Here is a 24,289-nt window from a genome sequence, read left to right as displayed (position 1 = left end):
ATGCAAGATATTAGTATTTTTTTAGCGTTTGGCGCTGGATTTTTATCATTTATTTCCCCATGTTGCTTACCGCTTTATCCGGCATTTTTATCGTACATAACAGGTATGTCGGTTTCTGAGTTGAAAGAAGAAAATGCAATGCTTCGTAAAAGAAGTATGATACATACAGCGTTTTTCTTACTTGGATTTTCAATTATATTTATTGCAATTGGGTTTGGTACAAGTTTTATTGGAGGCATCTTTACAAATTATAAAGATTTAATTAGACAGTTAGGTGGTATATTTATCATCGTGTTCGGTCTTATTATTGTCGGTGTGTTTAAGCCGAAGTTTTTAATGCAAGACCGTAAATTTACGTTTAAAAATCGTCCGAGTGGCTATTTTGGATCCGTTCTAATTGGATTGGCCTTTGCTGCCGGGTGGACGCCTTGTACTGGACCTATTTTAGTGTCTGTCATTGGATTAGCAGCAACAAATCCAGAATCAGCAATGATTTATATGATAGCATACATACTTGGGTTTGCTATCCCATTTTTCGTGCTATCATTCTTTATTACGAAAATGTCTTGGATTAAAAGAAATAGTATGAAATTCATGAAAATCGGGGGATACGTTATGATTGTCATGGGTATCTTCCTATATTTTAACTGGATGACGAAAATTATCGTATATTTCTCAAGTTTATTTGGTGGTTTTACCGGTTTTTAGTATTATTCTGTGAAAATGTTGGAAATACTAACGGAAAAGCATATAATGAAAGTATATTTTGCATATAGCCACAAAAAAGGATGAGAAAATATGAACATAGTTGTTTTATCCAGTATCGTTGCTGTTTGTATGGCTGTTGGTGCGATGTTTATTCGTTTAAAAGCAGCTAAGAAACCGGCAACATTGAAAAAAATTATACTTCCACCATTTTTTATGAGCACGGGAGCGTTGATGTTTGTTTTTCCTGAATTTCGATTAACTCCAGCAGAAATGTTAGAAGCAATTGGCGTCGGTTTGTTTTTCTCTATTTTTCTTATTAAAACATCTAAATTTGAAATTAGAGGACAAGAGATTTATTTGAAGCGTTCAAAAGCATTTGTTTTTATATTAATTGGATTACTTGTCGTGCGAATTGTATTTAAAACATACTTAAGTCAGTCTCTTGATTTAGGACAACTTAGTGGCATGTTCTTCTTACTGGCGTTCGCGATGATTGTGTCATGGAGAATTGCTATGTACCGTTCCTTTACGAAATTACAGAAGGAAATGGAAAAAGAAGATGGTTTTTATAATGAAAAAGATATGAAGCTAACTTGAAAACGTTATATGTATAAAATAAAAAGGACAGCGTCAAAGGCGCTGTCCTTTTTATTGAAAATAATGTGAAGTTACTTTGCGAGTAAAGATTTATAGTTAGAATAATCAATCTCTTTTTCTTGTAGTTTTTTTACTAAAAATTTATGATCACGTTTCGGTGTAGCAATAATATATCCTTTAATAATTAAATCTTGTGTAATTTGAGAGGCTTTTTCTTGTAATGCCAGTTCTCCGATTTTGCCAGCAATTTTTGATTTAGCAACATCGCGAAATAGTTCTGGAACAGGACTTACGAGCTCTTCTAACAATTGTTTTTGTTCTTCATCCCATAAATGTCTAGTTTTATTAATATAGTGCTCTTCCCAATCTAAAATGGACATACCATCTTCTTTAGGTAATCGTTTTAGGAATTTTCTGAACATAAAGTATCCACCGATAGACATAAGTCCTAATAAAATAACAGTCCATAGCACTATGAACCAACTGAACCATCCTTCGAGCAAGCTTATCCCCCCCTTAATGATTGCGGTTTTCTTTTATTCATATTATAAACAGTGATATTCATAGAAAGCAAGAACGCTTGGTCATTTTGACCAAGCGTTATCATTTAAACAAAGTATAGTTGTTCAACACATAAATTATTATTATCATCTTCTACATATTCAATGATTAATGTGCCAACTTTACGATCTTTATCTTCAGTTGTGAAAATAGAGTAAGAAGTAAAACGTGCTGTTGATAGGCCGCTTATATGTGTAGGTAAAGAAATGTAGTCGTTATCGCGGAAGAATTCCATCAGTTCAATATCTTCAAATTCTTTTCGATCAACTTGTTTGTTTGTATAGCGGCGTTGAAGTTGTTTTAAAGACTCATTCCAAGAAATTGCTTTTGTATCGTATACCATTGTTCTATCTCCTTACTGTATGTAATCATTAAGAACATACGTTCTAAGTTAGTATACTCTTTTTATTAGAAAAGGGAAAGCAAAAAATAATGTAAGCTTGGATTTCCAAGCTTACATTATTGATGCGTCCGTCATAATCTCTATTTTTATTATAAGTTAGATAAGAATAAGAAACAAGATGATATATATTCCGTTGATAGTTTTTAAAATTCTGTATATTATAGATATAATAAAATGCAAGGGAATGAGAGGAATGGCATATGTAATTTCACTCCAAGGACCGATGGCAGGCGGAAAAACAACATTGGCTAAAAGGTTAGAGAGATGTGGGCTTTCAGTTATATATGAAAATCCATATCCAATTGTAGAAAAGCGAAAACAATTAAATTTGGATATGAATTCAAAAGAAGGATTTATAATAAAGCAAAAAATGTTTATGGAAGCAAAAATAAAGGAGTTTCAAAATGTGAAAGATTCAGTCGTGATTTTTGATCGCGGACCAGAAGATATTGAATTTTATACACTCTTTTATCCGAAAGTGATAGGGAAAGAGTGGGATATAGAAACAGAATTAAAAGATGAATTGTATAAATTAAGAGAATGCTGTTCGGATGCAATTTTTTATTTAGATGTTTCGAAAGAAAATTTATATGATAGAAAAAATAATGACGGGGCAAGAAATCGAAGTACATTCGAAGAACAATTTAAATTAGTAGAAACTGAAAAAGAATGGTATAAACAATTTCCTGTAACTTATGTGGACACGAATACATTAACAGTGGATGAGTTAGAAGCATATTTTATGGGCTGGTTAAAGGAGAAAGGACTATGAAAAAAATATTATTATTCGTATACCCAACATTTGCGGAGTTTGAAATAACAGTAGCAACAGCATTGCTGAAAAAGAAATATGAAATCATTACTGCGGGCTTAACAAAAGAGTTGATTATAAGTGAAACAGGCTTGCAAGTACAACCGCATATAGAATTAAGTGAAGTGGGTGTAGATGAATATGAGGGGATTATCATTCCAGGGGGAGACGCAGTACATATGAAAGACGCAGATATTCTCTTTTCAGTCATTCGCCAATTTTCTGAAAAAGAAAAATTAGTAGCTGCGATTTGTGCTGGACCGTATGCGTTAGCAAGAGCAGGTTTATTTAAAGGGATTTCTTATACAGCGACTATAGATTATCAAAAGTTAGATTGTTTTCCAGTAGAAAATTTTGTGTATGAAGAAGTTGTGCGACACTCAAATATTATTACAGCACAGGGGCATGCATTTGTACCATTCGGAATAGCAGTTGCCTCTTATTTTGGAGTAGCGAACGAACATAATATAAATTTTTACGGTGGTAAGGGCAATATGATGATGGAGAAACTTTTACATGAGAATGTGTAAAAGCTAGCATTTGCTAGCTTTTTTCTTTTTGACATCGATAAATGGCTAACGTTTTCGGGTCGCGCCATATACCGTTATGAAGTGACAATTCATTTTCTACTTCTTTTTTTAGCCATTCCTTCATTTCGGCGTGAAGATATGTATTATCAGGTATATTTAGCGATGGAAACATGCTAGAAATATAGTTTACAATCGGAGTAGCATGATGAAAAACGAGAGCATTATGAATAACTGCTTCTTAAACAGTTGGAAAAACAGATTGTAATATTTCTTTACCATTTTCTAAACAAAATGGAGTGACTGAAGATGTTGTTTTCGGTAAATCAAATGCGTCTAACATGCGGTTACACATTTCAACTATACGAGGTAATGTAACGTCAGAATTTGTTGTAGCTAAAAGTGAGCCTCCGGGACGAATTACTTTATGGAATCCTTGAACTGTTTTTTCGACATCTTTCATGTGATATAACATATGTCTTGCGATGACCCAGTCATAGCGATTAGCTTCAAAAGGAAGTTTACCAGCATCACCTAGTCTCCATTCAATTATGCTATTCTTTATTGCGGCTTCAGAAAGCATCGTTTTCGATTGATCAAAACCGGTTAGTTGGCCTTTATGACCGTTAGTTTGTAAAAGGGAAAGAAAATTTCCATTAGCACACCCAACCTCTAATATTTTTTCTTCTCCTTGAAGTTGTAAATGTTCCATGACGAGTTCATCTAAATTTACTTGTTTTTCTTCGTAATGTTTATGCGTATCGATACGTGTCTGTAAATGGTTGCTTACGTTATATTGGCGTTTTACATCATTCATTTTTTCGCATTCCACCTTCGTGCAAAATTGCTGAATCGCGTGTGTTAATACGTCGGTTTTCCTTAAAACTTCGTAATGGAGTGCAGCTTCAAACCTTTCAAGTAATTTTTCTTCAATTCGAAAATGAATATCTTTTCGTTTTGCCAATGAAATCTCGCCCCTTTGCATCTGTTAGTGAGACTATAGCACGCCTGAAAAATTCGTGTAAATAATTTGTGTACACAAATGGAGGGGATGAAAAAATTGTTCGAATGTGAGTTTAAACTATTGACGATTTAACCGTTTTCATATATTCTTAAATTAAGAAATATTCAAATAATTAAAAGAAATGAGAGAGTCACATGCTTCTTCAAGGAACACATCGAATTGGTCGTATGGCCATGTTGTTGGCACTTGCGGATGAGAATGAAAGCCCTGTATTATCTATTCCAAAAGGTTGGAAGTATTGTACGGGGAAAGTGGGTTCGATGAATTCGCAAAAAGTTGTAGCAGCAATGGAAACAGCGGCTAAGAGCACCCAAGTTATTGAAACAGATGTTTACAGAGAAACACATGCACTTTATCATGCAATTATGGAAGCTTTGTACGGAGTGACGAGAGGTCAAATTCAGTTAGCAGACGTTCTTCGTACAGTAGGACTTCGCTTTGCGATTGTGCGCGGTAGACCATACGACGGAAAAAAAGAAGGCGAATGGGTTGCTGTTGCATTATATGGAACGATTGGTGCACCTGTAAAAGGATCTGAGCATGAGGCGATTGGTTTAGGAATTAATCACATATGATTTGCCCATAGTCTATTAGTTAGAAGGGGGCCTTACTTTTTTAGGACAGAAGTCTGTCTTAAAAAGATAAGGTCCCCTTTTGCCTTTTTAAGGAGGAAAAAGAATGATTACGTTAACAGGACACACATTGACAATTGAAGAAATGAAGAGGTTGTTACTTGAAGGGGAAGGTGTAACAGCTTGTCCAAATAGTATGCAAAAGGTGGCGGAGTGCCGCGAAGTTGTTGAGAAAATTGTAGAGGACGGAAAAGTCGTTTACGGTATTACAACTGGATTTGGAAAGTTCAGTGATGTGCTTATTCAAAAAGATGATGTAAAGGCACTTCAACACAATTTAATTCAGTCACATGCATGCGGTATAGGTGATCCATTCCCTGAAGAAGTATCACGCGGTATGTTAATTTTAAGAGCGAACACGATGCTTAAAGGAGTATCTGGTGTTAGACCGCTTGTTGTAAATATGCTTCTTGAGTTTGTAAATCGTAAAATTCATCCAGTCGTTCCGCAACAAGGGTCACTTGGTGCGAGTGGCGATTTAGCACCTTTATCTCATCTTGCGCTTGTATTATTAGGCGAAGGTGAAGTGTTCTATAAGGGGAAACGAGTTCATGCGATGGTTGCTCTTACAGAAGAAGGTCTTGAACCGATTGAACTTGAAGCGAAAGAAGGGCTGGCATTAATCAATGGTACGCAGGCGATGACAGCGCAAGGAGTTCTTTCTTATATAGAAGCAGAAGCAATGGCGTATCAAGCTGAATTCATTGCTTCGATGACAATTGAAGGATTACAAGGCATTATTGATGCATTTGATGAAAATGTTCATAAAGCACGTGGTTATAAAGAGCAAGTGGAAGTAGCGAGCAGAATTCGTGACATCCTTCATGATAGTAAATTAACAACAAAACAAGGAGAACTACGTGTACAGGATGCATATTCACTTCGTTGTATCCCGCAAGTACACGGTGCTTCTTGGCAAGTTTTAAATTATGTGAAAGAAAAATTAGAAATTGAAATGAATGCAGCAACGGACAATCCACTAATCTTTGATGGTGGGGAAAAAGTAATTTCGGGTGGGAATTTCCATGGTCAACCGATTGCGTTTGCGATGGACTTCTTAAAGGTAGGAATGGCGGAACTTGCAAATATTTCAGAGCGTCGTATTGAGCGTTTAGTAAATCCGCAATTAAATGATTTACCTCCATTTTTAAGTCCAGAACCAGGACTTCAGTCTGGTGCAATGATTATGCAATACGCTGCAGCGTCACTTGTTTCTGAAAATAAAACGTTAGCACATCCAGCGAGTGTTGATTCAATCCCGTCGTCAGCTAACCAAGAGGATCACGTAAGTATGGGAACAATCGCTTCACGCCATGCACATCAAATTATTCAAAATGTAAGACGTGTTCTTTCAATTGAGATGATTTGCGCGATGCAAGCAGCAGAATATCGCGGTATTGAAAACATGAGTACAGTGACGAAGAGCTTCTACCATCAAGGTCGTCAACAAGTACCTTCTATTACAAATGATCGCATATTCTCAACGGATATTGAAAATATTACGCACTGGTTAAAAACGAATTATTCGATAAAAGAAAGATTAGATGTAAACGCAACACTATAAAATGAGAAAAGGGAGAGATTGAAATGGAAAAAGTTAAACAAACAATTCGCGCGCCAAGAGGTACAGAGCTACAAACGAAAGGGTGGGTTCAAGAAGCTGCACTTCGTATGTTAATGAACAATTTAGATCCTGAAGTTGCTGAAAAACCAGAAGAATTAGTTGTATATGGCGGAATTGGCCGTGCAGCTCGTAACTGGGAAAGCTACCATGCGATTGTAGATTCATTAAAAACGTTAGAAAGCGATGAAACATTACTTGTTCAATCAGGAAAACCAGTTGCAATCTTTAAATCGCATGAAGATGCACCTCGCGTTCTTTTAGCGAACTCAAACTTAGTACCGAAGTGGGCGAACTGGGATCACTTCCGTGAACTAGAGAAAAAAGGTCTTATGATGTACGGACAAATGACAGCAGGTAGCTGGATTTACATTGGAACACAAGGTATTTTACAAGGAACATATGAAACGTTTGGCGAAGCGGCACGTCAACATTTCGATGGTTCATTAAAAGGTACATTAACACTTACTGCTGGCTTAGGTGGTATGGGTGGTGCACAACCTCTTGCTGTAACGATGAACGGCGGTGTTGTCATTGCTATTGATGTTGATAAGCGCAGCATCGATCGTCGTATTGAAAAGAGATATTGTGATATGTATACAGAATCATTAGAAGAAGCATTAACGGTTGCGAACGAGTATAAAGAGAAGAAAGAACCAATTTCAATTGGTTTATTAGGAAATGCGGCAGAGATTTTACCAGAACTAGTGAAGCGCAATATTACGCCAGATTTAGTTACGGATCAAACATCTGCTCATGATCCATTAAACGGTTATATTCCAGTAGGTTACACATTAGAAGAAGCAGCGAAACTTCGTGAAGAAGATCCAGAACGTTACGTACAATTATCAAAAGAAAGTATGACAAAACATGTAGAAGCAATGCTTGCTATGCAAGAAAAAGGCGCAATTACATTTGATTACGGAAATAACATTCGCCAAGTTGCTTTCGATGAAGGTTTGAAAAATGCATTCGATTTCCCAGGATTCGTTCCAGCATTTATCCGTCCATTATTCTGCGAAGGTAAAGGACCATTCCGCTGGGTAGCACTTTCTGGTGATCCAGAAGATATTTATAAAACAGACGAAGTAATATTACGTGAGTTTGCGGATAATGAGCATTTATGTAACTGGATTCGTATGGCTCGTCAGCAAGTTGAGTTCCAAGGTCTTCCATCTCGTATTTGTTGGTTAGGTTACGGCGAGCGCGCGAAATTTGGTCGCATTATTAATGAAATGGTGGCAAATGGTGAATTATCAGCACCAATCGTTATCGGTCGTGATCATTTAGATTGCGGATCAGTAGCATCTCCAAACCGTGAAACAGAAGCGATGAAAGACGGTAGTGATGCAGTAGCCGATTGGCCAATTTTAAATGCATTAATTAACAGTGTAAACGGTGCGAGCTGGGTGTCTGTTCACCACGGCGGTGGCGTTGGTATGGGTTATTCACTTCATGCTGGAATGGTTATCGTTGCAGATGGAACAGAAGCAGCAGCAAAACGTATTGAGCGCGTATTAACTTCTGATCCTGGTATGGGTGTTGTTCGTCACGTTGATGCAGGATATGACTTAGCTGTGGAAACTGCGAAAGAAAAAGGCGTTAACATTCCGATGATGAAATAAGGAGGAGAAAACATGCTGGACACTTTACTAATAAATATCGGTCAATTACTAACAATGGATCAAGAAGATGGCTTGTTAAGACGGGAAGCGATGAACACGCTTCCTGTTATCGAAAACGGTGCGGTTGGAATTGAAAATGGCGTAATTACTTTCGTTGGAACAGCGGAAGAAGCGAAAGGATTACAAGCGAAAGAAGTTATTGATTGCGGAGGGAAAATGGTTTCTCCTGGTCTTGTTGATCCGCATACTCACCTTGTATTTGGTGGATCTCGTGAAAATGAAATCGCCCTAAAATTACAAGGAGTTCCGTACTTAGAAATTTTAGAACAAGGCGGAGGTATTCTTTCAACTGTAAATGCAACGAAACAGGCATCGAGAGAAGAACTTGTTCAAAAAGCGAAATTCCATTTAGACCGTATGTTATCTTTCGGAGTTACCACTGTAGAAGCGAAGAGTGGTTATGGATTAGATGATGAGACGGAATGGAAACAATTAGAGGCAACTGCACAATTACAAAAAGAGCATCCAATCGATTTAGTTTCCACATTTTTAGGTGCTCATGCAGTTCCGAAAGAGTATAAAGGTAGATCGAAAGAATTTTTACAATGGATGTTAGACCTACTACCAGAAATGAAAGAGAAGCAATTAGCTGAATTCGTTGATATTTTCTGCGAAACAGGTGTGTTCTCTGTCGAAGAATCAAAAGAGTTTTTATTAAAAGCGAAAGAGCTTGGCTTTGATGTGAAAATTCATGCAGATGAAATTGACCCTCTTGGTGGTGCAGAAGCAGCGGCTGAAATTGGTGCAGCATCAGCGGACCATTTAGTGGGCGCTTCTGATAAAGGAATTGAAATGCTTGCAAACTCTAATACAGTAGCTACTTTATTACCAGGAACAACTTTCTATTTAAATAAAGAAAGCTTTGCTCGTGGACGTAAAATGATCGATGAAGGTGTTGCAGTTGCTTTGGCTACAGACTTTAACCCAGGTAGTTGTCCAACTGAGAACATTCAGCTTATTATGAGCATTGCAATGCTCAAGCTGAAAATGACACCAGAAGAAGTTTGGAATGCCGTAACAGTTAATTCTTCTTACGCAATTAATCGAGGTGATGTAGCTGGAAAGATTAGAGTTGGTCGTAAGGCAGATTTAGTTTTATGGGATGCTTACAATTATGCTTACGTACCGTATCATTACGGCGTGAGTCATGTAAATACAGTATGGAAGAATGGTAATATCGCATATACAAGAGGTGAACAATCGTGGAGCACGGCCACTATTTAAAGAAAAATGCAAAGTTTATCGATCGTGAAGTGACGAAATGGAGTGAGATGATTAAAGATTGGGAGGAAGGCTTGGAAATATTCGGTGCTGCCTTAATTGGAGCACCCCTTTCTAAACCATCTATTAGTCATTCAGGAGCAAGTTTTGCGCCAAAAACAATTCGTGCAATGTTAGATGCATATAGCACGTACGCAATTACAGAAGAACATGATATGAAAGAAAGTGTCTTATATGATTGCGGCGATATTACGATGCATGTGACTGATATAAAAGAAAGTCATAAGCGCATTGCGAAAACAGTTGGTCATGTAACGAAAGTAAATCCGAACATGATACCAATCGTTCTTGGTGGTGACCATTCGATTAGTTTTCCAAGTATAACAGGGTTTGCAAATAGTAAAGGGAAGGTCGGTGTTATTCAATTTGATGCCCATCATGATTTACGTAATTTAGATGATGGTGGCCCATCAAATGGTACACCGTTCCGTAGTTTGCTAGAAAATGATGTCATTAAAGGAAAACAACTCGTTCAAATCGGAATTCGTAATTTTTCAAATGCACGAGCGTACCATGAATATGCAAAAAAACATGGCGTGACAGTGTATACAATGAAAGATGTACGAGAGCGACAAATCAAAGATATCATCACAGAAAGTATTGAAGTATTAAGAAAGCAAGGCGTGACTTCTATTTACATTTCTCTTGATATGGATGTACTAGATCAAGCATTTGCACCAGGTTGTCCAGCAATTGGTCCTGGCGGTATGGATAGTACGACTTTACTTGATGCGATTGAATTTCTTGGTAAAGAACCGCTTGTTCAAGGGATGGATATAGTAGAAATTGATCCAAGCCTTGATTTCAGAGATATGACGAGTCGAGTAGCTGCGCAAGTGATTATGAGTTTTCTTTTAGCGAGAGAGACAGTCCGTAAGCAGGTTAGTATATAGGCGTGAAATCAATAGGGAATGTTTAACGGTTCCGTATAAAAAACACATTACTACTTATATGTAGTAATGTGTTTTTATGTAAAAAGAGAAGGTGAAATTAGAATGTATATATGTGTGGAAAAAGGTAATAAGATTGTGGGTTGTTAGTGATATTTTACGAATTTATTTTCTTAGTTCGAAAGGATTGACATTAAAAATAATTTTATGATAAAATAAAAATTTTGCTAAAAAATTGATTGTGTGTTAAGATTGAGAAGGTTACCATATATGGAGGTGGATTATTTGTTTCAAATTGGCGATAACATTGTTTATCCAATGCAGGGAGCAGGTATAATTAAAGCCATAGAAGAGAAGGAAATCACAGGAGAAAAACAACAATATTATGTTATAAAAATGTCGGGTAGTAATATGGAAGTAATGATTCCGGCAGGGAGAATATTGAGCTCAAATATACGACCAGTCACGGATATAACGGCAATAGCACACATATTGGATATTTTTCAACATGGAGAATCTGATAGATTACTTACGTGGAAACAAAGGTATAAATTGAACACTGATAAAATAAAGACGGGTAAAATACAAGAAGGTGCTGAAGTTGTACGTGATTTATTACGTATGCAGAAAGAAAAAGCACTTAATGCAAGCGAAAAGAAAATGTTAGATAACGCACACGAATTTTTGATTAGTGAACTGGGATTAATTGAAGGTATCACGGAAAGTCAAATAAAAAGCTTTTGTTAAGATTCATTACAAATAATGTATTAGATCCCAAAAAAGGTTTTGAATTTTTTGGGAACATAATTATAGAGAATTAATCATTTCAAAGACATTCAATTCTTTCAAACCACTTTTAGAGCATTAACCTCTTTTGTTATTACTACAATCAAATCCATTTTTATTTTTTAAATTCTTTACGAATATTCGAAGTTTAATTAAACACTTCGATAGAATAGTTACTTGATTTTTGCAATCCTGATTCACACTGGCACGGACGAGGAGCCGTAAGGATGAAAGAGAGGTAGGGCTTTCATTGTTTTAGGTTTATAAGTTATTATTTTTAGAAGAATACTGAACCACTCTCACTTCTACTGCTAAGGAATTTTTTATATGTGAAGAGATAATAATTGTTTATATTCTTTATATTAAAGAGATAAATGAATTGTTAGCCATATACGGTCAACTAAAAAGGAGTGTCATATAGTCGAATTATCGACTATATGACAGCTCCTTTTTTCATGGGGATTAGGAACGGATAAATAGAAAAAATACTTTCAACTATGTAGGAGTCTTTTATTCGTTCCTAAAATTTTTTGTTTGTATAATAAAAAACAAATGAATGATTGAAACCTCGTAACTGTAAGTTTGAATATAGTACAGTGGAAATCGTTTTTTTAGTAAATAGTTTGAAAAACAATTACCAATATATTCTATAGTAATAAAACTAGAAGAAAAGAAAACATCCACTTAACAAGTATTTTTCTCATCCACTTACTGAATATAAAAATAGACAGTAAGAGTCTTGAATACCAGAACCCTTAAAGTTAAAAAACAGTTAGTTTTATTATGCGAATATTTCTACATAAGAGCGTATAAATTGACGTTACTATCTAAAAGTAAGTATGATGCGATTATAGTAAGAATTTTTTAGGGGGAAGAAAAATGACAAGTTCAAATAATAAAGCAGCAAGTATTTATGAAGGAACAAATATAAACGCTTGGGGATCTTTTGAAAATATTGAAGAAACGAAGTTATTTGACCCGATTCAAATTGGATCTTGGTCTCTTCGTAATCGCATAGCAATGGCACCGATGACGAGATGTTTCGCGAATCATGAAACGGGAGTCGTTGGTACTGATGTAGTCGAGTACTATAGAAAGCGTGCAGCTGATGAAGTTGGATTAATTATTACAGAGGGAATCGTCATTAGCCCAAGAGCAAAAGGGAATCCGGGAGTGCCAGGAATTTATACGCAAGAACAAATCGATTCGTGGAAGCCTGTTACAGAGGCAGTACATAAAGAAGGCGGAACGATTATTGCTCAAATATGGCATGTTGGACGTATGAGTCATCACGAAATAATTGGTGGGCAAATGCCACAAGCACCGTCTGCTATCGCTGCAGAGGGAAATGTTCCACGTTTTCGTAAACCGTTTGATACGCCAGAAGCAATGACGTTAGAAGAAATACAAGAAGTGATCGGTCAATACGCACAAGCCGCGAAAAACGCGATCGAAGCTGGATTTGATGGAGTAGAAATACACGGTGCACACGGATATTTAATCGATCAATTTACTTATGAGTTTGCGAATAAGCGTACTGATAAATACGGCGGAGACTTAAAGGAAAGGTTAACGTTTATGAAAGAAGTAACGGAGGCTGTAATAGAAGCTGTTGGAGCTAATAAAACACTTCTTCGCTTCTCTGCTTTCAAAGGTGATAATCCTACTTATATGTGGGAAAACCCTGAGCTTGCAATTGAAACGTTTGTAACTATGTTCAAAGAAGTTGGATTAACGATGATTCACCCTTCAACGATGAATTATACGGCAGTTATTGCTGACGGAAAAAACTTTCATCAATTAGTAAGAAAATATTGGGATGGTACGATCGTAGGAGTAGGGAATTTAAATCCGAAAGAGGCTGAAGAAGCGTTGCAAGAAGGAACAATTGATGTAGTGGCATTCGGAAGACCTTTAATAGCTAATCCAGATTTTGTTCATCGAATTAAAAATGCTGAAAGTTTAGTTGAATATGATGCGAAAGAGCATCTTGCTACTTTAATTTGAATAAAGATAAAAGGAGAACACATTAGGTGTTCTCCTTTTATTATGGATTTTCATAGGAGGAAGCGGGATGAGTGAAACGCTACTCGTTATTATTAGTGTATTGCTCTTATTGATGTTACTATTAATTATTTTTTTTATTATTACATTTTTTATTAAAAAACGGACGCATCATTCTATATTAAAGTTACATCCATACTTAGGAAGGATGCGTTATTTACTTGAAAAGATAGGGCCGGAATTTAGGCAATATTGGTTTGATCATGATACGGATGGAAAGCCCTTTTCACGTTATGATTTTCAAAGTGTAATGTTTCTAGCAAAATACCGTTCAGAAATACTCGGTTTTGGATCAAAACGAGATTTTGATGCATCTGGATATTATATCGCTAATACATTATTTCCGAAATTAACAGATGAATTAAGTGTGAATGTAACGAAAGAACGTGAAGGGAAAAAGTATGTGATTCATAAAGAAGGGTTATTTTCACGAAGAGAAAAATTGACAGCGGATACAACGAATCTTTGGTTATACGAAGAAGACGATGCAATTATCGTCGGTGACAACCGCAAATATCCGTGGAAACTGTATGGCATGTTTGGCGCATCAGCAACTTCTTACGGTGCGATTGGCGAAAATTATATTTTAGCGAGCGGGTTTGGTGCGAAGATGGCTGGCGGATCGTGGATTAATACTGGCGAAGGTGGCGTTATTCCAGAACATTTACATACAGGTGCAAATATCGTTGCGCAAATTGGTCCAGGATTATTTGGATATCGTGACGAGGATGGTAATTTTTCAATGGAGAAATTTATGGAGAAAGCAAAAGAAAGCAATATTAAAGCATTCGAATTGAAATTTGGGCAAGGTGCGAAAATACGTGGTGGTCATCTAGAGGGACAAAAAGTAAATGAGAAAATTGCTTCTGTTCGGAATGTGCGAGAAGGAGAAACGATTAATTCACCGAATCGATTTCCATTTTTAAAGAATGCAGTAGATACACTTTATTTTATTCAACGTTTGCAAGAAAACGGCGGTAAACCAGTTGGGATGAAGATTGTAATTGGACAGCAAGAGCCGTTGGAAGATTTATTCAAATCGATGAAAGAGTTAAACATCTATCCAGATTTCATTACAGTTGATGGTTCAGAAGGTGGATCAGGTGCAACGTATAAATCGATGGCAGATAGTATGGGGATGCCGCTTATTCCAGCGTTACTGACATGTATTGATACAGCGAATCATTATGATGTTCGGGACAAATTCAAAGTTTTTGCCTCGGGGAAATTAATTACACCAGATAAAGTGGCAATTGCTTTAGCTATTGGCGCAGATGCTGTAAATTCAGCCCGCGGTTTTATGATGGCAAGTGGCTGCATAATGGCGCTTCAATGTAATTCTGGGCAATGTCCGTCTGGTGTGGCGACGACGAATCCTCATTATCAAAAAGCGTTAGATCCGTATGAGAAGAAGTGGCGGGTCATGAACTATATAATAAGTATGAGATATAGTTTGTTTTCACTTGCGGCAGCAGCGGGAGTAAAGAGTCCGCGTCATTTAACGAGAGAGCATATTGTGTTTAAAGATGAGATGGGAAGAGTAGTTCCTCTTTCGGAATTGTTTCCTATAGTAAATCAAACCTAAAAGTATATTTAATATGTAAGATTTTTCAGAGGAATAATCATATCGTTTGGAAAAATTAGGAGTATAATAGGGGAGTATTTTTAAAAATGACTATTTTTAGGGAGAGATTCACTTGCAGCAAGGTTCATACAGTATTACAATTTTTTTACTCGTCATAGGGCTCGTTATATTTAGGCGCATGCGTTCTATGAATCGCCCAATTAAAAATAAAGGAAGACGACTACTATTGCCATTATTCTTTTTATTACCAGGTTTTTCTTTATATGCTACACCGATACAACTTGCTGTTTGGCAAATTGGTATAGCTGCTGGAATTGGACTGTTATTATCAATTCCACTTATTATTTTAAGTGGATATGAAATCAGAGAAGATGGTCATATTTATGCAAAAAAAAGTATCGCTTTTATTGCTACATTTTTAGTTATCGTTCTTTTACGTGCTTATTTTAGAAGACATTTGCAAGGTTTAGATCCAAAGTCAATCGGCATTCTTTTTTATACTCTTGCAGTTTGTTATATAGTACCTTGGCGCATTGGTTGCTATATGAAATTTCGTAAAGTATATGTAGAGAAAGAGAAAATTGCAATGCCAATAAGTTAAAAGTCATACATTCGTATGGCTTTTTTCTTTTAAAATTTGTCTGATAAGTGAATGAGAATAAAGTGTGAAAAAAACGGTATTTTATTTTTTTTGAATATTATTACTTTAATTTATTTTGAAAGCCGGGTAATCCACTGGGATAAAGGCGTTTATAAAGGTTTTCACATGTAGTGAAAAGGGTTTGTTCACTTGAAAGAACAAAAAATGTTTGTTAAGGTAGGGAACCATAAGCGAAAACAAGAAAATAGAAAAAGTCATTTTTCGAAATTTTGAATGGCTTATGTAACTAAGGGAGAGATTTGGTGAAGATTGAGATTATGGTTTCGCTTGCTATTTATATGGCAGGTATGTTATATATCGGTTATTGGTCTTATAAGAAGACGTCCGATTTATCAGATTATATGTTAGGCGGAAGGGGACTCGGTCCAGCAGTTACAGCTTTATCAGCTGGTGCTTCTGACATGAGTGGCTGGATGCTAATGGGATTACCTGGTGCGATGTATGCAACAGGATTATCAAGTGTATGGATTGCGATAGGTTTATTAATAGGTGCTTATGCAAACTATTTAATTCTTGCCCCGCGTTTGCGAACGTATACAGAAGTGGCAAATGATTCAATTACGATTCCGGATTTTTTAGAAAATCGGTTTAAAGATCGTACGAAAATACTTCGTTTTGTCTCCGCTATCGTCATTTTAATATTTTTCACATTTTATGCGTCGGCTGGTTTAGTTTCAGGTGGACGTTTGTTTGAAAATTCTTTCAACCTTGATTATAAAATTGGTTTATTTGTAACTGTCGTTGTCGTTGTTGCTTATACACTATTCGGTGGCTTTTTAGCAGTAAGTTGGACCGACTTTGTGCAAGGTTGTATTATGTTTATTGCTCTTGTATTAGTGCCAATTGTAGCTTTTACAGATGTCGGTGGTGTAACAGAAACATTCAATACGATTAACCAAGTTGATGCATCGCATTTAGATATGTTTAAAGGTACTACAATTCTTGGTATTATTTCATTTTTAGCATGGGGTCTTGGGTATTTTGGTCAACCGCATATTATTGTTCGCTTTATGGCAATTACCTCTGTTAAAGATTTAAAAACTTCTCGTAGAATCGGTATCGGTTGGATGACGATTTCAATTATAGGTGCAATGCTTACTGGTCTAATTGGTATTGCTTATTATGCTAAAAATAATGCGACGTTACAAGACCCAGAAATGGTCTTTGTAACATTCTCAAACATTTTATTCCATCCGTACATTACTGGGTTTTTATTATCAGCTATTTTGGCTTCGATTATGAGTAGTATTTCCTCGCAATTACTCGTTATTTCAAGTGCTGTAACGGAAGATTTCTATAAAACATTCTTCCGTCGTAACGCAAGTGACAAAGAACTTGTATTTATCGGTAGACTGTCAGTGTTAGTAGTAGCTATGATTGCAGTTGTTTTAGCGTATCATCCAAGTGATACAATTTTAACACTTGTCGGTTATGCTTGGGCAGGCTTTGGTTCAGCATTCGGACCCGCTATTTTATTAAGTTTATATTGGAAGAGAACGAACAAATGGGGCGTTCTTGCCGGTATGATTGTAGGTGCAGCAGTTGTTATTACTTGGGTGCAAATTCCAAGTTTAAAAGCGACTATGTATGAAATGGTACCTGGATTCTTCTGTAGTTTATTAGCTGTAATTGTTGTAAGTTTATTAACGAAAGAACCAGTGAAAGCAATTCATCGTGAATTTAATGAGATGGAAGCAGTGCTGGAAGAAGAAACGAAATAATTAGCGAATAGAGTAAACGATAACTGACGTTTACTCTATTTTCATTTCAAATGAAAATAAGGAATTATTGACAATAAAAAATAAGTAACTTATAATAAATCTCGAATTCAAGATAATTTACATTTTAAGTAATGATTTCTTAATGATGTTAGATGGAAAAATTTTTTGGGTAATTATCTTGAATTCGAGATAATTTTAAAAAGATAGAGAATGATATGTAATTTCGTGTATTTTATCTTGAATTCAAGATAAAATCATAACGATGGATTTTACTTTGCAGTATGGACAAAATGAATAATGAATTTTAATGTATAAAAGTTTTTAAAATGAAATAAAAAGAGGCGGAGAAAATGGAAAAGAAAACAATGGGAATTCATCACATTACAGCAATCGTAGGACACCCACAAGAAAATGTAGACTTTTATGCTGGTATATTAGGGTTACGTTTAGTGAAACAAACAGTGAATTTTGATGATCCAGGCACGTACCATCTTTATTTTGGTAATGAAGGAGGAAAGCCTGGAACAATCATTACGTTTTTCCCATGGGCAGGTGCTCGTCAAGGTATTATTGGGGACGGTCAAGTTGGCATTACGTCTTATGTCGTACCAAAAGGTGCAATGGAGTTTTGGGAAAATAGATTAGAAAAATTCGATATTTCGTATACAAAAATGACTCGATTTGGAGAGCAGTATTTAGAATTTGATGATCTACATGGTTTGCATATAGAATTAGTAGAAAGAGAAGAAGGCGTATTAAATAATTGGACTTTTGGAGAAGTTACGCCAGAAGTAGCAATTAAAGGATTTGGCGGTGCTGTTCTTTTATCTGCACAACCTCAAAAAACAGCTGAATTGTTAGAGCATGTTATGGGTCTTGAGAAAATGGGAGAAGAAGGTGAATTCGTTCGATTCCGTTCTTCTGCTGATATTGGGAATATTATCGACTTGAGGCTATCGACAATCGGGCGTGGCCAAATGGGTATTGGTACAGTCCATCATATTGCTTGGAGAGCGGGTGATGATGATGATCAACTAGACTGGAAAGAGCATGTGTCTCGTTTTGGATATCACGTAACTCCTGTACAAGATCGAAATTATTTTAACGCAATTTATTTTAGAGAACACGGCGAAATTTTATTTGAAATTGCAACAGACCCTCCTGGTTTCGCTCATGACGAATCGTTAGAGACGATGGGTGAGGAATTAAAGTTACCGGAGCAATATGAACCACATAGAAAACAAATTGAACAAACACTTTTACCATTTGAAGTGAGAAATTTAGACGAAAAGTGATTGAAAGGGGAAGAGGATTATGATGAAACATGTGTTTCAAAAAGGAAAAGATACGTCAAAACCAGTGTTGTTATTACTTCATGGTACAGGTGGTAATGAATTAGATTTATTACCACTTGCAGAAATAATTGATCCGGAAGCATCTGTATTAAGTGTTAGAGGAAATGTATTAGAAAATGGCATGCCACGTTTCTTCCGTAGATTGGCAGAAGGTATTTTTGATGAAGAGGACTTGATTTTCCGTACGAAGGAATTAAACGAGTTTTTAGATGAAGCTGCAAAAACATATGAATTTGATAGAAATAACATTGTAGCTATCGGTTATTCAAATGGAGCAAACATTGCTGCAAGCTTAGTATTCCATTACGTTAATGCATTAAAAGGCGCTGTGCTCCATCACCCAATGGTGCCTAGAAGAGGAACACAATTGCCTAATTTAGCAGGGAAATCCGTATTTATTGCTGCTGGGACAAATGACCCAATTTGTTCATCAGCAGAGTCTGAGGAATTGAAGGTAATATTAGAAAATGCAAACGCTACTGTAACAATGCATTGGGAAAATAGAGGACATCAATTAACAATGGGCGAAGTAGAAAAAGCAAAAGAATGGTATGACAAAGCATTTTAAAAAAGAAGCATCTGCTAACAACTAGCAGATGCTTCTTTTATTATTTACGACTGGATTGCAAGGTGAGATGAAGAAAGCGGTAGTTGAATATCAACAATTGTACCTTTATTTAATTCGCTTGAAATGTGTAATTTACCATGATGTTCTTCAATTATTTTGTAACACATCATTAATCCTAGTCCAGTTCCCTTTTCTTTTAAACTATAAAATGGTTCGCCTAAACGAGAGATACGATCTTCTGGGATACCACAACCTTCATCGATAATACGTATTAAGATGAAGGTATCCTCAAATGGCTTTGTTTGGATGTAAATATTTCCGCCATTTGGCATTGCTTCTATCGCATTTTTTAATATATTTATAAAAACTTGTTTTAACTGGTTACCATCACATTGAATATCATGTTTGTAATCAAAATGATCCATAATGATGTGAACACTATGCATAATAGCAGTTGGTAAAATAAATGTAACTACCTCTTCAATTAAAGTTTGTATGTTACAAGTTTGGATAGATAATACTTGTGGTTTAGACATCGCCATAAATTGACTTGTGATAGATTCCATTTGTGAAATTTCACTTAACATAACATCGATATACCATTTCTGCTCTTCATTTATTTCAGGGAGTAGCAATGTTAGAAAACCTTTTAGAGAAGTGAGTGGATTTCGAATTTCATGGGCGATTCCAGCTGTCAGTTGTCCGACTACTGCGAGCTTTTCTGATTTTCGTAATAACTTTTCCGTTTCTTTTAGCTCGGTAACGTCTCTTCCCATGACGATAAGACCTTTTCGCGAGCCGTCAGGATGATAAAGTGGAACTTTCGATATACTTAAGATTAGGTCGAAATCATCTCTATGTATAATAAATTCCTCACCATGAAGAATTTGTCTTTGTTGCCATGCTAGTTCGTCGACTTCTTCACAATGTAAAAAAGCTTCTCGGTACGCTTCATTATATTGAATGAGTTCACTATCTTTTTTTCCGTGGTAAGGTACATGATGGAAATTAAAGCAAGAAAGTGCGTAGTCATTTGCCTCAAGCCAGCGCCCCTCATGATCCTTAAATATAACAAACGCAGGCATGGAGTTCACTAATGTACGTAACCTCTTCTCACTTTCTTTTAGCATATTCTCAATTCTTTCTGATTTCTCAAGAGGTTTCATAATGGCATATACGCCAGTTAGACGATTTTGGACAAAAATAGGAACTAGTTTTGTCACGACGTCTAATAAGAATCCATTTTTATGATAAATAGATAAAATATACTCTTGTTGATTATCTGCTCCAGTATTCTTTATATTTTGTAATACTTGCTCAGAAATATGAGCTTCTAAAATAGAGGTAATATTTTTCTGTTCTAATTCTAAAGAATTGTAACCTAATATTTTTTCGGCAGAAGGATTTATATGTAGAATAACTCCCTCTAAATTTAATGAAATAATACTATCAGGATTGTGTTTGAACAGAGATGCGTACATTTCTGTTAATGAACGATCTTGTATATGGTTTCGCAAACGTCTAGAAATGTTCGGATGACGTTTTCTTTGAGTTGATGAATATTTTTTACGACTCATAATAGTTCCTCCGTACAAATAGCATCTAAAAAGATTTGTCTATCCATAACTATAATATAGATGTAATGTGTATTTCTATAAAAAATGGAAGTTATATAATAAATTTTGTTTTCTTTATTTTGGAAAAGTGAGTGTAAGGTCGTAATAAGGGGAGCTTATATTGTTTTATAAATCTTTTGTAAGTTACAGGAGTAGGTTTTCTTTATAACATTAGGGTAGAAGAGAGGGAGAGAAAATGAGAAATTATATTCAAGGTATCGATCATGTGCAAGTAGCTGCGCCTGTAGGGTGTGAAGAAGCAGCACGAGAGTTTTACGGTAATAAAATTGGTATGGAGGAAATACCGAAGCCAGAGGAATTAAAGAAGCGTGGTGGGTGCTGGTTTAAGTGTGGAAATCAAGAGATTCATATCGGAGTTGAGCAAAACTTCAATCCAGCTAAAAAGGCGCATCCAGCTTTTTATGTTTTAAAAATTGATGAATTTAAACAAGAGTTAATAAAGCAAGGTATTGAAGTAATAGATGATCATGCACGGCCAGATGTAATTAGATTTTATGTGTCAGATCCGTTCGGAAATCGAATTGAATTTATGGAAAATAAAAACTAGGTGGAAATCCACCTAGTTTTTTAACTTTTTCTAAACAAACCTAATACTTCAACAGTTTCGGTAATGTTAACGAATGCATGAGGGTCAATTTCGGAAATTGTTAATTTCATACTTGCTAATTCTTCACGAGAAACGACTGTCATAAGTACACGTTTTTTTTCGCTGGAATAAGCACCTTCGCCATCAAGTAATGTAATTCCACGTACAACAGTTGAAAGAAGTTGTTTTTTCATTTTTTCTGCTTCATTTGTTACAATCATAAGTGTAACCTTTCGATGTTTCGTATGAATAGCATCGATCACTTTACCAGTTACATAAATTGAAAGTAAGCTTGTAAGAGCAACATCCCAAGTGAAGAAGAATCCTGCAATTATTACAACGACTGCATTTAAAATAATAAGGAATCCACCAAGTTTAATATCTCTTTTACGAGACAATAGCATACCGATAATATCAAATCCACCAGTTGAGCCATTACAGTTAAAAACAAGACCGATACCAGCCCCAGCAATGACACCACCAAAGATAGATGATAAAAGTGGATCTGTTGCTACGACTTTCACTGGAACATAGTATAATGCAACAGATAATACAATAACAGAGATAATCGTGTTAAAAATTACTTTTTTTCCAAGACCTATGTATCCTAGAATAAGGATAGGTAAGTTTAATACAAAGTTAATAATACCTGTGTTTACAGGCGTTACAATCCCTAAAATAATAGCAATTCCGCCAATTCCACTACTTAAAATTTTGTGGGGGATAAGGAAAAGATTAAATGCAATCGCAATAATAATAGAACCGATAATAACACCAAGAAATCTGACCATCTCTTTCCCGTCCTTCACTAAAAAATTCATATTATTTCAAGATTATATATGATATTGAAAGTTTTGGGTAAAAACAGTTTATTTCGGAAAATTAGATTAATCAAAAGAATTCGAGTATTTTATCATTTGGAAGGGGATACAGATATGAAGGTAAAAACGTATCAACAGAAAAGCCCGTTGAAGCAAGAATGTGAGGATTCTTATTTTTGTAATGAAGAAAAAAAGATGTATGGTGTATGTGATGGTGCAACACCGCTCGTCCCGTTTCGTGATGAAAAGGGACATAATGGAGCATACATCGCTTCGCATTTATTTGCAAGTTATTTTGCTTCATTACGTGAAAATCATAGTTTGCAAGTTGCTGTTGCAAAAGCAAATGAAGCATTGCAAAGGAAAATGTTAGAGTATGAAGTAGATACGAGAAAGAAAGAGCATTTGTGGTGTACATGTATTGCGGCAGTTCAAATAGATGGTGAGAAAATTGAATACGCACAGTTAGGGGACTGTATGATTGTCGCAATACTTCAAAATGGGACGATGCAAGTATTAACGCAAGACACGGTTGAAGGAATTAGTAAACGAGCAAAAAAGAAGAGGGAAGAAGACCGTAATAAAGGGTTAACTGTACCAGAAGAACATGTTTTTCAAGATGTGCGAGAACAGTTAAAATATAATCGTTATCTTGCAAATATGCAGGGCGGGTACTCCGTTGCGAATGGAATGAAAGAAGCGATACATTATTTACAACATGGTGAACTACATATAGATGAAGTGAGCGGGATTTTTCTTTGTTCAGACGGATTATTCCACCCAGATTGGCCACTTGAACAAACTGTTGCATATATAAGAAAGAATAGTATAAATGAATATGTAGCAATTATTGAAGAGCTAGAAGAGGAAAAGAGAATAAGGCCAGACGATAAAACAATTATGATCATTGATTTTTAAGGGGAGGATGTTCGAATGGAAATTAAATGTGTTAATTTAACATTTCAAGATGAATTAGTTCCTTTAGAGAAAGTTAATAAACTGATTATCCACCATACATCCGAAGATGGATGGGATGTGTATAAAACACATGAATTTCATCAAAAAGTAAGAGGGTGGAGCGGGATCGGTTACAATTATTTTATTGAAGAAGATGGAACTGTAGTCGAAGGGCGAGGTTTACATATTGGAGCACATGCGAAAGATAATAATAGGGAAACAATTGGAATATGTATGACGGGTAATTTTGACAAATATGATCCAACTACCGCACAAATAAATGCATTATATTTTTTATGTAAAATGTTTATGAAGCAGTTTGCTATAAAGAAAGAAAATATACTCGGTCATAGGGAGCTAGAAGGCGTTACAAAAAGTTGTCCTGGAAAGCGTTTTTCTATGGTAGAGTTAAGAAACGTACTATCTTAAATATAGAGGAGTCATAAATGATGATGAATATAAAAATACCAAATGATAAAAAAGAAGAGCTTGTGGCACAAATCCAGCAATTTTTCGTTGAAGAAGATTTAGATGAAATTGGACGTTTCCAAGCAGAGCGATTAATAGAAGAAATGATTAAATTAGTAGGACCATTTGCATACAATCAAGCAATTGGAGATGCTAGAAAGCTTGTAACAGAGAAACTATCTAATATTGAAGAAGATTTGTATGTGTTAGAGAAGAGTGAAGGGAAGTAAAAAGAGCCGTTTTGGCCGTATTCCATCAATTATAAAATAAGTATTATGCCACGGCTTTTTCCGATGTTCTGTTTGGAAAAGGCCGTGAAGTTGTTTTTTGGCATATAAAA

The 24,289-nt window shown here is 35.7% G+C and carries 24 protein-coding genes and 1 pseudogene; 20 read left to right on the top strand and 5 right to left on the bottom strand.

Annotated features, from left to right (window positions below; translation table 11 throughout):
• Both ccdA and DN393_RS11660 read left to right on the top strand, forming a co-directional pair.
• Nucleotides 1-708 carry a cytochrome c-type biogenesis protein CcdA gene (ccdA, locus tag DN393_RS11665; RefSeq protein WP_001152684.1) on the top strand — a complete coding sequence of 236 codons (708 nt, stop codon included), beginning with the start codon at nt 1-3 and terminating at the stop codon, nt 706-708.
• Between the two features lie 90 nt (nt 709-798).
• Nucleotides 799-1,305, top strand: coding sequence for a CcdC family protein (locus DN393_RS11660; RefSeq protein WP_001028637.1), 507 nt, complete (start codon nt 799-801; stop codon nt 1,303-1,305).
• 71 nt (nt 1,306-1,376) lie between these two features.
• On the opposite strand, the gene DN393_RS11655 is transcribed toward DN393_RS11660, so the two are convergent.
• Together DN393_RS11655 and DN393_RS11650 are read right to left on the bottom strand one after the other, a co-directional pair.
• The gene (locus DN393_RS11655) at nt 1,377-1,808 is read right to left on the bottom strand and encodes a DUF2621 domain-containing protein (protein WP_000889390.1); all 432 of its coding nucleotides are present in this window, start codon (nt 1,806-1,808) and stop codon (nt 1,377-1,379) included.
• Nucleotides 1,809-1,912: 104 nt separating this feature from the next.
• On the bottom strand, nt 1,913-2,209 hold the full coding sequence (locus tag DN393_RS11650; RefSeq protein WP_000262403.1) for a hypothetical protein: 297 nt from the start codon (nt 2,207-2,209) through the stop codon (nt 1,913-1,915).
• Between the two features lie 244 nt (nt 2,210-2,453).
• On the opposite strand from DN393_RS11650, the gene DN393_RS11640 reads away from it, so the two are divergent.
• Nucleotides 2,454-3,041, top strand: a complete 588-nt coding sequence (locus DN393_RS11640) for an AAA family ATPase (RefSeq protein WP_149173519.1) — start codon at nt 2,454-2,456, stop codon at nt 3,039-3,041.
• Nucleotides 3,038-3,610 (top strand): DJ-1/PfpI family protein, encoded by a 573-nt coding sequence (locus tag DN393_RS11635; protein WP_064477010.1) that lies wholly within the window; start codon nt 3,038-3,040, stop codon nt 3,608-3,610. Before DN393_RS11640 ends, DN393_RS11635 begins: the two co-directional genes overlap by 4 nt.
• 13 nt (nt 3,611-3,623) lie before the next feature.
• Here DN393_RS11635 and DN393_RS11630 read toward each other — a convergent pair.
• Nucleotides 3,624-4,571: pseudogene (locus DN393_RS11630) on the bottom strand (class I SAM-dependent methyltransferase).
• 194 nt (nt 4,572-4,765) lie between these two features.
• Here DN393_RS11630 and hutP point away from each other — a divergent pair.
• From hutP to DN393_RS11570, 12 genes are all read left to right on the top strand, one after another.
• Nucleotides 4,766-5,206, top strand: a complete 441-nt coding sequence (gene hutP, locus DN393_RS11625) for a hut operon transcriptional regulator HutP (RefSeq protein WP_000926520.1) — start codon at nt 4,766-4,768, stop codon at nt 5,204-5,206.
• A 103-nt stretch (nt 5,207-5,309) separates the two neighbouring features.
• A complete protein-coding gene (hutH, locus tag DN393_RS11620; RefSeq protein ID WP_149173518.1) occupies nt 5,310-6,827 on the top strand; it encodes a histidine ammonia-lyase in 1,518 nt (505 codons plus the stop codon).
• 23 nt (nt 6,828-6,850) lie between these two features.
• Nucleotides 6,851-8,509: a urocanate hydratase gene (gene hutU / locus DN393_RS11615; protein ID WP_000416701.1), complete on the top strand. Its 1,659-nt coding sequence runs from the start codon at nt 6,851-6,853 to the stop codon at nt 8,507-8,509.
• A 12-nt stretch (nt 8,510-8,521) separates the two neighbouring features.
• Nucleotides 8,522-9,793 carry an imidazolonepropionase gene (gene hutI / locus DN393_RS11610; protein WP_000887534.1) on the top strand — a complete coding sequence of 424 codons (1,272 nt, stop codon included), beginning with the start codon at nt 8,522-8,524 and terminating at the stop codon, nt 9,791-9,793.
• Nucleotides 9,772-10,743: a formimidoylglutamase gene (gene hutG, locus DN393_RS11605; protein WP_149173517.1), complete on the top strand. Its 972-nt coding sequence runs from the start codon at nt 9,772-9,774 to the stop codon at nt 10,741-10,743. Before hutI ends, hutG begins: the two co-directional genes overlap by 22 nt.
• A 282-nt stretch (nt 10,744-11,025) precedes the next feature.
• Nucleotides 11,026-11,487 carry a CarD family transcriptional regulator gene (locus tag DN393_RS11600; protein WP_170771247.1) on the top strand — a complete coding sequence of 154 codons (462 nt, stop codon included), beginning with the start codon at nt 11,026-11,028 and terminating at the stop codon, nt 11,485-11,487.
• A 918-nt stretch (nt 11,488-12,405) separates the two neighbouring features.
• Nucleotides 12,406-13,533: an alkene reductase gene (locus DN393_RS11595; RefSeq protein ID WP_088047022.1), complete on the top strand. Its 1,128-nt coding sequence runs from the start codon at nt 12,406-12,408 to the stop codon at nt 13,531-13,533.
• A 67-nt stretch (nt 13,534-13,600) separates the two neighbouring features.
• On the top strand, nt 13,601-15,175 hold the full coding sequence (locus DN393_RS11590; protein ID WP_149173516.1) for an FMN-binding glutamate synthase family protein: 1,575 nt from the start codon (nt 13,601-13,603) through the stop codon (nt 15,173-15,175).
• A 112-nt stretch (nt 15,176-15,287) separates the two neighbouring features.
• On the top strand, nt 15,288-15,776 hold the full coding sequence (locus tag DN393_RS11585) for a CcdC protein domain-containing protein (protein WP_064477005.1): 489 nt from the start codon (nt 15,288-15,290) through the stop codon (nt 15,774-15,776).
• A gap of 302 nt (nt 15,777-16,078) precedes the next feature.
• Nucleotides 16,079-17,557 carry a sodium/proline symporter PutP gene (gene putP / locus DN393_RS11580; protein WP_149173515.1) on the top strand — a complete coding sequence of 493 codons (1,479 nt, stop codon included), beginning with the start codon at nt 16,079-16,081 and terminating at the stop codon, nt 17,555-17,557.
• Nucleotides 17,558-17,907: 350 nt separating this feature from the next.
• Nucleotides 17,908-18,852 carry a ring-cleaving dioxygenase gene (locus DN393_RS11575; protein ID WP_149173514.1) on the top strand — a complete coding sequence of 315 codons (945 nt, stop codon included), beginning with the start codon at nt 17,908-17,910 and terminating at the stop codon, nt 18,850-18,852.
• Nucleotides 18,853-18,871: 19 nt separating this feature from the next.
• Nucleotides 18,872-19,480 (top strand): alpha/beta hydrolase, encoded by a 609-nt coding sequence (locus tag DN393_RS11570; RefSeq protein WP_149173513.1) that lies wholly within the window; start codon nt 18,872-18,874, stop codon nt 19,478-19,480.
• 44 nt (nt 19,481-19,524) lie between these two features.
• Here DN393_RS11570 and DN393_RS11565 read toward each other — a convergent pair whose 3' ends face one another.
• Nucleotides 19,525-21,057, bottom strand: a complete 1,533-nt coding sequence (locus tag DN393_RS11565; RefSeq protein WP_064477001.1) for a BA3702 family sensor histidine kinase — start codon at nt 21,055-21,057, stop codon at nt 19,525-19,527.
• A 235-nt stretch (nt 21,058-21,292) separates the two neighbouring features.
• Here DN393_RS11565 and DN393_RS11560 point away from each other — a divergent pair, with 235 nt between their 5' ends.
• Entirely contained in the window at nt 21,293-21,664 is a 372-nt protein-coding gene (locus DN393_RS11560) for a VOC family protein (protein WP_001246933.1), read from the top strand.
• Between the two features lie 20 nt (nt 21,665-21,684).
• Here the strand turns inward: DN393_RS11560 and DN393_RS11555 are convergent, their stop codons facing one another.
• Entirely contained in the window at nt 21,685-22,524 is an 840-nt protein-coding gene (locus tag DN393_RS11555; protein WP_141669153.1) for a YitT family protein, read from the bottom strand.
• 114 nt (nt 22,525-22,638) lie between these two features.
• Here DN393_RS11555 and DN393_RS11550 point away from each other — a divergent pair, with 114 nt between their 5' ends.
• From DN393_RS11550 to DN393_RS11540, 3 genes are read left to right on the top strand one after another with little or no spacing between them, the layout of a single operon-like run.
• Nucleotides 22,639-23,442, top strand: coding sequence for a protein phosphatase 2C domain-containing protein (locus tag DN393_RS11550; protein ID WP_088047026.1), 804 nt, complete (start codon nt 22,639-22,641; stop codon nt 23,440-23,442).
• 15 nt (nt 23,443-23,457) lie between these two features.
• The gene (locus tag DN393_RS11545) at nt 23,458-23,910 is read left to right on the top strand and encodes a peptidoglycan recognition protein family protein (protein ID WP_149173512.1); all 453 of its coding nucleotides are present in this window, start codon (nt 23,458-23,460) and stop codon (nt 23,908-23,910) included.
• A gap of 17 nt (nt 23,911-23,927) precedes the next feature.
• Nucleotides 23,928-24,179, top strand: coding sequence for a DUF2164 domain-containing protein (locus DN393_RS11540; RefSeq protein WP_001983516.1), 252 nt, complete (start codon nt 23,928-23,930; stop codon nt 24,177-24,179).
• The last annotated feature ends 110 nt before the right edge of the window (nt 24,180-24,289 follow it).

The sequence above is a fragment of the Bacillus sp. BPN334 genome, assembly GCF_008368885.1.
In the GTDB taxonomy this organism is placed as follows: Bacteria; Bacillota; Bacilli; order Bacillales; family Bacillaceae_G; genus Bacillus_A; species Bacillus_A wiedmannii.
Note: the sequence above shows the minus strand (reverse complement) of the source record. Positions and strands in the feature narration are given on the sequence as shown.